Here is an 11758-nt window from a genome sequence, read left to right as displayed (position 1 = left end):
TGACCCATGCCCAAAATTTCCATGCGCCAGGCGATCAATGACGCCCTGCATCTTGAAATGGAACGCGACCCCCGCGTGATCGTACTGGGGGAGGATGTGTCCGGCGGGGCCGGCGGCACCTCGGGTGAGCGGGAGGCTGCCGGCGGTGTCTTCGGCCTGACCAAGGGGCTGCTGCCCCGCTTCGGCGAAGACCGGGTGATCGACACGCCGATCAGTGAAAGCTGTATCGTCGGGGCCGCCAATGGCGCGGCCCTGACCGGCCTGCGCCCGGTGGCGGAGATCATGTTCGCCGATTTCGTCGGCGTCTGTCTGGACCAGTTGCTGAACCAGGCCGCCAAGTTCCGCTACATGTTCGGCGGCAAGGCGCGCACGCCGCTGGTCATCCGCATGACCTGCGGCGGCGGCATGAATGCGGCGGCCCAGCATTCACAGACGATCTATCCCATGCTGACCGGCATTCCAGGATTGAAGGTGGTGGTGCCGTCCAACGCCTATGACGCCAAGGGCCTGTTGCTAACCGCCATCCGCGATGATGATCCGGTGATCTTCTTCGAGCATAAATCGCTCTATATGGACGAATGCGAGGTGCCGGACGGGGATTACACCATCCCCTTTGGCGAGGCGGCGATGGTGCGCGAGGGCGAACATGTCACCGTCGTGGCCCTGGCCCGCATGGTGCCGCTGGCCATCGGCGTGGTGGACAAGCTGGCGGCGGAGGGGATCAGTTGCGACCTGATCGACCCGCGCACCACCAGCCCGCTGGACGAGGAAACCATTCTGGAAAGCGTGCGGGCCACGGGCCGGCTGGTGGTGGTGGATGAAAGCCCACCGCGCTGCTCCGTCGCCGCTGATATCGCCGCCATGGTGGCGGAAAAGGCCTTCCACCATCTGAAAGCCCCGATCATCCAGGTGACAGCCCCGCACACGCCCGTGCCATTTGCGCGGGAGTTGGAGGCCGCCTATCTGCCGTCGCCGGAAAAGATTGAAGCCGCCATCCGCAAAGTGCTTGGCAGCCGCTGATAAAGGGGGAACGACGCGATGAACGCCATCACCCCGATCATCATGCCCAAATGGGGCCTGGAAATGTCGGAAGGGACGATTTCCAACTGGCACGTCGTGGAGGGGCAGAGCCTTTCCCGCGGCATGGAAATCGTCGATATCGAAACCGCCAAGATCGTCAACACCCTGGAATCCGATCTGGAAGGCACGGTGCGCCGCCTTGTGGCGCCCGTGGGCCAGACCCTGCCCGTCGGCGCCCTGATTGCCATCGTCGCTGATGCCGGGGTGACGGATGCCGATATTGACCGCTTCATCCGGGGGGACATAGCAGCGCCACAGGCGGAACCGGCCCGGGTTGACACCCGGTCACAGGAGGTAGCCGAGCCGGTGGCCGTCAGCGACCCCGATCTGGAGCGCCGGAACGAGACGGTATCGGCCACCCCGATCGCCCGGCGCATCGCCAATCGGCATGGGGTGGACCTGTCGCGCCTGACCGGTACCGGGCGCAACGGCCGCATCAATCAGGAGGATGTGGAGGCCTATCTGGCCAACCATCCTGCTTCAGCGCCTGTAAACACTGCACCGGCAATCATCGACAACCGGTCGATCCATGCCACCTCCCGCGCCATCCGGCTGGCCAACCGGCTGGGCATTGACCTGTCCCGCCTGTCCGGCACCGGGCGGAACGGGCGGGTGAATGTGGACAATGTGGAACGCCACGCCGCCGCCAGCGGCTTGGCCCCAGCCCCGGCAGCAGCCCCCACCCCACCCGCCGGACCGGCGGCGCGCAAGCTGGCGGCGGATTTGGGCATCCCGCTGTCCAGCGTGACGCCGACAGGGCCAAAGGGCCACGCAACGAAGGAGGATGTGCGCAACGCCGCAGCCTCCCCGCCGCCAGCCCCTGCGCCGACTGCTGCCAGCGATCTGATCCCGCACAGCGCCATGCGCCGCGCCATTGCTACAGCCTTGACGGCGGCCAAGCGGGATGTACCGCATTTCTATCTGACCGCCGATATCCTGATGGATGATCTGCTGGGCTTACGCGGTCAGTTGAACGCCATGGCGGGGCCAAAAATCTCTGTCAATGATTTCATCGTCCGTGCCGCTGCCCTGGCGCTTGGCGATGTGCCGGATGTGAATGTGCAATTCACCGATGAAGGAATGCGCCGCTTCACCCAGGCCAATATCGCCATCGCCGTGGCGATTGAGGGCGGGCTGGTCACGCCCGTGCTGCGCGATGCCGGGGGCAAACCCTTGCGCACCATCGCAGCAGAGGCGGTGGGGCTGGCTGCCCGCGCCCGCGACCGGCGGCTGACGCAACAGGATTTGAGCGATGGCAGTTTCGCCATTTCCAACCTGGGCATGTTCGGCATCCGGCATTTCCAGGCCATCATCGCCCCGCCGCAGGCCGCCATCCTGGCCGTCGGTGCCACAAGGCGGGAGGCGCAGGAAGCCAGTGATGGCGGCGTGCGCTTCCGCTCGGTGATGTCGGTGACGCTCTCCTGCGACCATCGCGCCATTGATGGGGCGGTGGGTGCCCGCTTCCTGGCAGCATTGCGCCAGCATCTGGAACAGCCGCTGGGATTATTGAGCTGATTCGACATTCGCGGCGATCAGGCGGTGGGGGAAATCTACAGCCTGACGCTGGCTGCCGCTGCGGGGGCCGAGACGGACAGCATCCTCTATGGCCGCTATCTGGACCGGTATGAGCGACGGGATGGCGTGTGGAAATTCAGCCACCGCCAGTATCTGATGGACTGGAACGCCAGCCCGCCGCGCACTGTATCCTGGGATCAGGGCGTTTTCGCCCTGATGCAGCACAGGGGCGGCCACGCGCCGACGGATGCGGTTTATGGGCTGTGGGGTGGGTAGAGGGCGCCCATAAATTCTTTCGTTCTTCGAGCCATTTAACCGTCATTCCCGCGAAGGCGGGAATCCAAAATCCGCGCTGTCGTATGGATTCCCGCCTTCGCGGGAATGACGGTGGTGAAGTGGCAACGCTTCGAATAATGTTATAACTTTCCGAACAGATACTAACGCGCCAGGATCGTCACCGCCGAAACCCCCGGCGCCCCATAAACATGGGTATAGCCGGTGCGAACCCTCTTCGGCACCTGCCGCACCCCGGCATCCCCGCGCAATTGCAATACCGTCTCATAAACCTGTCGCAGGCCTGACGCCCCGATGGGCTCCCCATTGGCCAGACAGCCACCATCGGTATTGACCGGCAACCTTCCATCCAGCCGGGTCCATCCTTCCCGCAGCCATTTTTCCTGTTCGCCATCCCGGCAGAAGCCGTTTTCCGCCATATGCATGATCTCGGCCCCGCTTTCGGTATCCTGAAGCTGGGCAATGTCGATATCTTCCGGCCCAATGCCGGCCATGGCGAAGGCCCCGCGCGCGGCGATGGGGGTGGCACCTTCGCCGTCTTCCACCGACAGGCTGGGGCTGAACACCTCAAACGACCCCGCGCCGCGCGTGCGCATGGCGGCCGCCTTCAGCCAGACAGGATGACGTGTCAATTGCGCCGCCTTTTTTGGGCTGGCCAGGATCAGGGCCACCGCCCCTTCGCCGGGGGAACAGAACATATATTGCCGCAGCGGATCGCTGATCATGGTCGATTGGGCAATCTCCGCATAGGACAGCGCCCGGCGACGCCAGGCGGTGGGGTTCAGCGCCCCATTGGTAAAGGCCTTTTCCGCCACCCGGATCAGGGCATCATCGGTGATGCCATGCAGGGCCATATAACGCTGGATTTTCATGGCGAAGAACTGGGTGGTCAGGGCAAACCCCACCTCCCCATACCATTCCGGCAGACCCCAATCGGCGGGGCGCACGCGGAACGATCCCTGTTCATGCTTATCAAAGCCGACAACCAGGCCCAGATCATATTGCCCGGACCGGATGGCGCCATAGGCGGAGATCAGGGCCGAGCCCCCCGTGGCGCAACCATTGGCGACATTGATGAATTGCAGGCCGGTCAGGCCCAGTTCCTCCACCATCGTGTCGGCATTGCCGCCATCCTGGCTGCCGCCATAGGCAAATTGCACATCGCCCCAGGTGATGCCGGCATCCCCCAGCGCCTGACGCACAGCAAAGGCCCCCTGTTCCAGACCGGTTCGGTCCGGTGTCCGCCCGAACGGATGGATACCGATACCGACAATCGCCACATCCGACATGGCAAAACCCTCCCCCTGTTTATTCTCAAGCCACCGGTTGGAATGCGTACATCAGCAGGTCTTGCCCCTGTTCATCGCGGAACAGCGGGCGGATGGTCAGGCGCATCGGCATCCCGATGCGCAAATCCGCCGGTTCGCAATCCACCAGCCGTGTTTCCACCCGCACCTGTCCCGGCAATTCCACATAGCCCAGCGCAAACGGCTGGAATTCCGCCTTCGTCTCCCGTCCCAGATAGGGGGGCTGCTTGGGCAGGAAACGCTGCACCGTCCAGCTCCACAACACACCCGCACGCGCCAGTTCGACCGGCTGTTCACCCGGACGGCCCATGAAGGGGAAGCGGAGGCGCCCGCGCGCATCAACCCCACCGATCAGGGCCGGATCATCGCTGGGCCAGGTGAATACATTGTCGGCAAGCGGTTTGCCCTCCATCGCCATGATGGTTCCTCCGTTCGTCTGCCGCGTCGCTGAAAGGCCAACGCCTCCGCCCTGCGGATGCGTTGACTTTTGATTCATCAGTCATGATAATGACGATGAAGGCGGGTGCTTGTCAATTCCGCTGGGGGCCTTACCCTGCCCCGCCACAAACAATCGATAAACGGGAGGAGTTCCGATGGACCTTCGGCTGAGCGGTCGCCGGGCGCTGATCACCGGTTCCACACGCGGCATCGGCCGCCGCATTGCCGAGGCGCTGGCGCGGGAGGGCTGCGCCATCGCCATTGGTGCGCGCAAGGCGGACGAAGTGGATGCTGCCATCGCCGACCTGTCGGGCCTGGGCGTGAAGGTGGTGGGGGCGGCCATGGATGCCGCCGATGCGGATTCGGTCAAGAACTGGGTCGCCCAGATGGCCGATGCCCTGGGCGGCATCGATATCCTGATCCCCAACGTGTCAGCCGGCGGCAGCCTGAACGGGGAGCAAAGCTGGCACGACGCCTATCAGATCGACGTGCTGGGCACGCTGCGCGCCATTGATGCCGCCCTGCCGGCGCTGGAAGCCTCCGGCCAGGGGGCCATCACCATCACCGGTACCACGGCAGCGGTGGAAACCTTCATGGCCCCGATGGCCTATAACGCCATGAAGGGTGCCGTGATCGTCCATGCCAAGCAGCTTTCCCAAACGCTGCTGCCGCGCGGCATCCGGGTCAATGTCGTCTCCCCCGGCCCCATCGAATTCCCCGGCGGCGCCTGGGAAGGCATCAAGGAAGGCGCACCCGACCTATATGCCGCCACCGTCGCCGCCCAGCCATCCGGCCGCCTGGGCACACCAGAGGAAGTGGCTTCCTGCGTCGCCTTCCTGTCCAGCCCAGCGGCAAGCTGGGTCACCGGCGTCAATCTGGTGGTGGATGGCGGCTATACCAAGCGTGTGCAGCTCTGACAAAGGCGGGAGGGGAAAAGCATGTCCAGCAGGATCGACGTCTATCTGGTGGCCGGCGGCAAATATCACGACATCAATTTCGCCCGGCTGGAGCTGTTGAAGCTGCTGGCCGAGCATGAGGATATCAGGGTGGAGGTGGGGCCGGATTATAGCCGCATTGATGAGATTGAGGCGGCGGATGTGCTGGTCACCTATACCTGCGACGTCGTGCCCACGGCCGAACAGCAGGCAGGCTTGCGCCGGTTTCTGGCCAAGGGCGGCAAATGGTTCGCCCTGCACGGCACCAACTCGGTGATCAAGTTTCTCGACGATGGGCGCATCGACTGCCCCGATCTGGATGGGGACCTGACGGATATGTTGGGCAGCCAGTTCCGCGCCCATCCGCCCATCTGCCGTTATGAAATCCAGGTGACGGACAGCACCCATCCGCTGACCCGTGGCCTGAAGAATTTCTGGGTGGAGGATGAGCTGTATCTGGGCAGTGTCAGCCCCGGCAACCGCACCCTGCTGCATACGCGCTGGGGCGGCAATTGCGCCCCCTTCGTGCAGGAGGATTGGCCAGAGGCCGACCACCCCGTGCTGTATCTGCGCGACCATGGGCCGGGACAGGTGCTGTATCTGGTACTGGGCCATTGCCGGGGCAAACATGATTTGCGCCCGCTGATGGAGGAATATCCCCATAACGAGCACTGTTCCTGGCAAAGCCCGGTTTTCTATGAGCTGCTGCGCCGGGGCATCCGCTGGGCCACGGGGCGCGATGCGATGGGGGCGGCGTTCTAACCGCCGCCTACCCTTTCACCCCCACCAGCACCCGCCCGCCTTCCACCTTCACGGAAAAGCAGGCCAGCGGGCGGTAGCCGGTGCCGCCCAGCGCGCCACCGCTGGCCAGATCAAAGCGGGCACCATGCAGCGGGCAGGAAATGCTGTTCTGCCGCAACCGCCCGCCCACCAGCGGTGATTCCGCGTGCGGGCAGCGGTTGCGCACGGCAAAAAAGCCGCCCGCCGCATGGCACACCAACACCTCCTCCCCCGCCAGCGTGAAAAGCCGCATCTGCCCCAGGGGCAGATCATCGGCGGACAGCAGGTCGTGATAGGTCAGATCGGCAACGGCATTTTCAACAGACATGGCACCATCCTGCACAGGCGCGGCACGGGACAAGGGGTTACAGGCGGAATGATGATTGACCCTTGATTCATCAGTCAACATAAAAATTCCCCCGTCGCTGTTCGCAACCATTGACGACGCCCGCCACCCGATCTAACCTGATTTATGACTCATCAATCATAACAATAACTGGAGGAAGGCCATGTTGGGGATCGACCTCATGCGCGACCCGGCCATCCAGGCGTTCCGGGCGGATGTGCAGCAATTCTGCGCCACGCACCTGCCCCGCGATATCCGTGACAAGGTGCTGGCGGGCCAGCATCTGGTGAAATCGGATTATGTGCGCTGGCAGAAGATCCTGTTCGACAAGGGCTGGATCGTCGGCCATTGGCCGCGTCCCTATGGCGGGCAGGACTGGACGCCCTTGCAACGCGCCATCTTTGACGATGAAACCAGCAAGGCCGGCGCCCCCTGGCTGACCCCGTTTGGCGTCTGCTATGCCGGGCCGGTCATCTACACCTTTGGCAGCCAGGCACAGAAGGATCGGTACCTGCCCGGTATCCGCAGCACCGACACTTGGTGGTGCCAGGGCTATTCCGAACCCGGTGCCGGGTCCGATCTGGCCAATATCAAGACGCGGGCTGTGCGCGATGGCGACCATTATGTCGTGAATGGCCAGAAGACCTGGACCACCATGGCGCAATGGGCCGACATGATGTTCACCCTGGTCCGCACCAGCAGCGAGGGCAAGCCGCAGAACGGTATTTCCTTCCTGCTGATCGACATGAAAACGCCGGGCGTTACCGTCCGCCCCATCATCAGCATCGATAAATGCCACCACCTGAATGAGGTGTTTCTGGACGATGTCCGGGTGCCGGCTGAAAATCTGGTGGGGGAGGAAGGGCGCGGCTGGACCTATGCCAAGTTCCTGCTGAACAATGAACGGCTGCTGGGGGCAGAGGTGGGGAAATCCACCCGCCTGTTGCAGCAATTGCGCCGGACGCTCGCCGATATCCGCGACGGGGGGCGGCCCCTGTCGGATGATCCGCACTGGCGGCGGCGGCTGGGGGAGTTGCGGGCCCGCCTGCTGGCGCTGGAGGCCGTGTGCAACGAATATCTGGCCGCCGCGGAGGCCGGGTCCACCCCGGGGCTGGAGGTTTCGGCCCTGAAGATCATGGGATCGGAACTGATCCAGGGCATCACGGGTGCCATGGTCGATGCGCTGGCCGTGAAGGGGTTGGTCTATCAGACGGAAGGGCTGGAACCGGGCTGGCAGACGCCGCCGGTCGGGCTGCCCGGTGCGCCCGGCATGATCCGCGAACATCTGCATGACCGGGCCACCACCATTTATGGCGGGGCCAACGAGATCCAACGCAACATCCTGGCGAAGGCCGTGCTCGGCCTCTAGGGAGCATCATGTCGGCATTCACCCAAGAAGACCGCAGCCTGCTGGCCGACAGCATCAACCGCTTCGTTGCGGATGCCTATGGCCCGGAACGCCGCGCGGCCATCCTGACATCCGATGAGGGTTTCGGCCGCGCGGAATGGGCGACATACGCTGAGCTGGGCTGGCTGGGCATCGCCATTGCCGAGGCGCATGGCGGGTCCGGTGGCGGGCTGGCGGAACTGGCCGTGCTGATGCGCGCCGCCGGTCACGGCCTGCTGATGGAACCGCTGCTGCCCACGCTGGTGCAGGCGGCGGGTGCCCTGGCGGGCGGCGGCAGCGCGGCGCAGCAGGCGGAATGGCTGCCCGCCATCGCAGAGGGGCGGGCCATCCTGGCCTTTGCCCAGGACAATGCCGCCCAGGATGAAGCACCCGTGATCGCAGAGGCAACCGGCGACGGCTACCGCCTGTCCGGCCGGCGTGGCTTCGTGCTCTACGGTGCCGCCGCAGACCGGATCATCGTCAAGGCGGAACGGGCGGGACAGCCGGCCCTGTTCCTGCTGTCCCCCACGGCCCCCGGCGTCACCCTGGCCCATGCGCGCAGCATTGATGACCGACCCGTCTCCGACCTGACACTGGACAGGGTGCAGGTGGCGGAGGCGGACCGGCTGCCGGGGGGTGACGCGGCTTTGTTGGAGCGGCTGAACCAGATGGCGGCCCTGGCCGTCTGTGCCGAGGCGGTGGGCGCCATGCAGGCGGCAAACCGGCTGACCCTGGACTATCTGAAAACCCGCACCCAATTCGGCACCAGCATCGGCAACTTTCAGGTGCTGCAGCACCGGATGGTGGATATGACGCTGGCCGCGCAGGAGGCCGCCGCCATCACCTGGGCCGCCATCGGGGCCGCCAGCATCGGCGCCGCGGAAACACTCGTCCTGACCGCCGCCGCCAAGGCCCGCAGCGCCGCCGCCGCCCGCCTGATCGGCGAACAATCCATACAGTTGCATGGCGGGATTGGCATGACAGAAGAGTATGTCATCGGGCATTACTATCGGCGCCTGATGCTGCTGGAAACGCTGTTCGGCGGGGCAGGCTGGCATCTGGATCGGTTGGGCGGCTGGACGGCTGCCGGCATTGATGGGGAGAAGGCCTGATGGTCACGGCGCTGGACCCTGCACCCACCCTTTGGACGGCGCAGCCCCTGGCCGTGCTGGCCCGCCACCATGCCGAGCGGGCGCCCGATACCGTCGCCTTCCTGAACCAGGATCAGCATCCCGGCACCTATGCCAGCCTGCTGACGGATGCCGAAGCCCTGGCGGTTGGCCTGTGGGATCTGGGCCTGCGCCCCGGCGATGTGATCAGCTTCCAGTTGCCCAACTGGATGGAGGCGGTGCTGGTGGATATGGCCGCCGGCCTGCTGGGCCTGGTCTGCAACCCCATCGTGCCGATCTATCGCGGGGCGGAGGTCGGGTTGATCCTGGCTGACTGCAAAAGCCGGCTTATCTTCATCCCTGATAGCTATCGCGGCTTCGACTATACGGCCATGCTGGCGGCGCTGCGCCCCGCGCTGCCCGACCTGCGCCATGTGGTGCAGGTGCGGGCGGGCACGGCGGCGCTGACGCTGGAAGGGTTGATAGAGGCGGGCCGGGGCCGGCGGATCGACTGGCCGACCGTGGCCCCCGATGCCCTGAAACTGGTCATGTACACCTCCGGCACGACGGGGCGGCCCAAGGCGGTGATGCATGATCATCGCTCCATCGCCCGCGTATCGCATATTTTCATGGGCTATTGGCGGCTGGAACCGGGCGATCTGATGCTGATGCCGTCGCCCGTCACCCATATTACCGGCTATTCCAACGGGATCGAGTTGCCCTTCACCGATGGCACGCGCACCCTGTTCATGGAACGCTGGAACGCGGATGAAGCGGTGGCCCTGATCGACCGGCATGGGGTGAATATCACCATCGGCGCCACGCCCTTTTTGCAGGAATTGCTGGAAGCGGCGGAACGCGCCGGCTCCCGCCTGCCCTCCTTGAAAATCTTCGCCTGTGGCGGGGCGGCCGTGCCGCCGGACCTGATCCGCCGCGCCAATGCCCTGTTTGAACGGGGCCGCGCCTTCCGCGTCTATGGCAGCACCGAAGCCCCGCTGATCACTCAGGGCTGCATGGGGGCGGATGAGCGGGAAATGGCCGCCACCACCGACGGCAAGGTCATCGATTATGACATCCGCATCGTGGACGAGGCGGGGCGGGCACTGGACCGGGGCCGGGATGGGGAAATCCTGGTGCGCGGCCCCTCCCTGTTCAGGGGTTATGCCGATGAAGGACAGACGCGGGAGGCCGTGGATGCCGATGGTTATTTCCGCACCGGCGATATCGGCCACCTGACGCCAGCCGGCGCCATTGTCATCACCGGCCGCAAGAAAGACCTGATCATCCGGGGCGGGGAGAATCTCTCCGCCAAGGATATCGAGGATGTGCTGCACCGACACCCGGCCGTGCAGGAGGTGGCGGCCGTGTCCATGCCGCACGCAAGGCTGGGGGAGACCGTCTGCGTCTATGTCGTGCCGCAGCCCGGTGAACGGCCCGATCTGGCCAGCATCACCCACCATGTCGCCGCCGCCGGGCTGGCACGGCAGAAATTCCCCGAACGGGTGGAGCTGGTGACCGACCTGCCCCGCACGGCATCGGGCAAGGTGCGCAAGGATCTTTTGCGCCAACGCGTCGCGGCACAGATCGCGGCAGAACAGGGAGGCGAAAGTGGCAAGGCTTGACGGCAAGGTGGCCCTGGTCACCGGCGGCACCGCCGGCATCGGCGCGGCGGCGGTCCGCCGCCTGACGGATGATGGCGCGAAAGTGATCTTCACCGGCTCCAACGCGGTGGCGGCGGAAGCGGTGTGCCAGGAAACCGGTGCGCATTTCCACGCCCATGATGTGACGGACGAGGCCGCCTGGCCCGCCCTGATGCAGGCCATTGCGGACCGGTTCGGCCGGCTGGACATTGCCTTTGCCAATGCCGGGATCGAAACGGGGGATGGCAGCATCGAAACCATCGGCATGGCCGCCTGGAACCGCATCCTGTCCGTCAATGTCACCGGCACCATGCTGACCTGTCAGCACGCGATTGCCGCCATGAAGGCCAATCCTGGTGGGCCTGGCGGGTCGATCATCATCAACTCCTCGATCAATGGTATGATGGGGCTGCCGGCCAATATCGCCTACACCACCTCCAAGGGGGCGGTGCGGCTGCTGGCCAAATCGGTGGCGGTGCATTGCGCGCGCACCAAGACCAATATCCGCTGCAATTCCATCCATCCCGGCATCATCGATACGCCGATCATCCGCCGCGCCGTGGCCGACACGCCCGATCCCGACGCCTCGCTGGCCTATCTGGGCAATATCTCCCCCCTGGGCCGGCTGGGCCAGGTGGAGGAGGTGGCGGCCCTGGTCAGTTTCCTGGCCAGTGCCGACGCGTCGTTGATCAATGGCGCCGAACTGGTGGCCGATGGCGGCACGACGGCGGGGCTGGTCGGGGTTTGAGGGTCTGTCCGTGTATGTCCTACGATTTTCCAGTCACTTAACCGTCATTCCCGCGAAGGCGGGAATCCAAAATCCGCGCTGTCGTATGGATTCCCGCCTTCGCGGGAATGACGGTGGAGAGGTGGCTATACCTCTGAAAAAACAATAACTTTCCGGCCAGTCACCGAGACACACGCAGT

General features: G+C 64.8%; 12 protein-coding genes. 9 read left to right on the top strand and 3 right to left on the bottom strand.

The window, feature by feature from the left end; translation table 11 throughout:
• Positions 1 to 6 precede the first annotated feature (6 nt).
• From GE253_RS06375 to GE253_RS06365, 3 genes are read left to right on the top strand one after another with little or no spacing between them, the layout of a single operon-like run.
• Complete coding sequence (locus GE253_RS06375) at positions 7 to 1020, top strand: alpha-ketoacid dehydrogenase subunit beta (RefSeq protein ID WP_089290529.1); 1014 nt, start codon at positions 7 to 9, stop codon at positions 1018 to 1020.
• 18 nt (positions 1021 to 1038) lie between these two features.
• Positions 1039 to 2595: a 2-oxo acid dehydrogenase subunit E2 gene (locus GE253_RS06370; RefSeq protein WP_153203279.1), complete on the top strand. Its 1557-nt coding sequence runs from the start codon at positions 1039 to 1041 to the stop codon at positions 2593 to 2595.
• Between the two features lie 6 nt (positions 2596 to 2601).
• Entirely contained in the window at positions 2602 to 2871 is a 270-nt protein-coding gene (locus tag GE253_RS06365) for a nuclear transport factor 2 family protein (RefSeq protein ID WP_348770786.1), read from the top strand.
• Positions 2872 to 3032: 161 nt separating this feature from the next.
• Here GE253_RS06365 and GE253_RS06360 read toward each other — a convergent pair whose 3' ends face one another.
• Entirely contained in the window at positions 3033 to 4178 is a 1146-nt protein-coding gene (locus GE253_RS06360) for a thiolase family protein (protein ID WP_153203278.1), read from the bottom strand.
• A gap of 25 nt (positions 4179 to 4203) precedes the next feature.
• Positions 4204 to 4614 (bottom strand): OB-fold domain-containing protein, encoded by a 411-nt coding sequence (locus GE253_RS06355; RefSeq protein WP_211101361.1) that lies wholly within the window; start codon positions 4612 to 4614, stop codon positions 4204 to 4206.
• A gap of 175 nt (positions 4615 to 4789) precedes the next feature.
• Here GE253_RS06355 and GE253_RS06350 point away from each other — a divergent pair, with 175 nt between their 5' ends.
• Both GE253_RS06350 and GE253_RS06345 read left to right on the top strand, forming a co-directional pair.
• Positions 4790 to 5551: an SDR family oxidoreductase gene (locus tag GE253_RS06350; protein ID WP_153203277.1), complete on the top strand. Its 762-nt coding sequence runs from the start codon at positions 4790 to 4792 to the stop codon at positions 5549 to 5551.
• A 21-nt stretch (positions 5552 to 5572) separates the two neighbouring features.
• Positions 5573 to 6331, top strand: a complete 759-nt coding sequence (locus GE253_RS06345; RefSeq protein WP_153203276.1) for a ThuA domain-containing protein — start codon at positions 5573 to 5575, stop codon at positions 6329 to 6331.
• A gap of 7 nt (positions 6332 to 6338) precedes the next feature.
• Here GE253_RS06345 and GE253_RS06340 read toward each other — a convergent pair whose 3' ends face one another.
• The gene (locus GE253_RS06340) at positions 6339 to 6677 is read right to left on the bottom strand and encodes a Rieske 2Fe-2S domain-containing protein (protein WP_173012529.1); all 339 of its coding nucleotides are present in this window, start codon (positions 6675 to 6677) and stop codon (positions 6339 to 6341) included.
• Positions 6678 to 6858: 181 nt separating this feature from the next.
• Here GE253_RS06340 and GE253_RS06335 point away from each other — a divergent pair, with 181 nt between their 5' ends.
• The 4 genes from GE253_RS06335 to GE253_RS06320 are packed head-to-tail and all read left to right on the top strand — an operon-like array spanning position 6859 to position 11579.
• Positions 6859 to 8064, top strand: coding sequence for an acyl-CoA dehydrogenase family protein (locus GE253_RS06335; protein WP_247878502.1), 1206 nt, complete (start codon positions 6859 to 6861; stop codon positions 8062 to 8064).
• A gap of 8 nt (positions 8065 to 8072) precedes the next feature.
• Positions 8073 to 9194: an acyl-CoA dehydrogenase family protein gene (locus GE253_RS06330; protein WP_153203274.1), complete on the top strand. Its 1122-nt coding sequence runs from the start codon at positions 8073 to 8075 to the stop codon at positions 9192 to 9194.
• Positions 9194 to 10813, top strand: coding sequence for an AMP-binding protein (locus GE253_RS06325; RefSeq protein ID WP_153203273.1), 1620 nt, complete (start codon positions 9194 to 9196; stop codon positions 10811 to 10813). Before GE253_RS06330 ends, GE253_RS06325 begins: the two co-directional genes overlap by 1 nt.
• Entirely contained in the window at positions 10800 to 11579 is a 780-nt protein-coding gene (locus GE253_RS06320) for an SDR family oxidoreductase (RefSeq protein ID WP_211101360.1), read from the top strand. The genes GE253_RS06325 and GE253_RS06320 overlap by 14 nt, the downstream gene beginning before the upstream one ends.
• Positions 11580 to 11758 lie beyond the last annotated feature (179 nt).

The sequence above is a fragment of the Niveispirillum sp. SYP-B3756 genome (genome assembly GCF_009495745.1).
Classification (GTDB): Bacteria; Pseudomonadota; Alphaproteobacteria; order Azospirillales; family Azospirillaceae; genus Niveispirillum.
The sequence above is the reverse complement of the archived record's forward strand: the minus strand, read 5'-3'. Positions and strand labels throughout refer to the sequence as shown.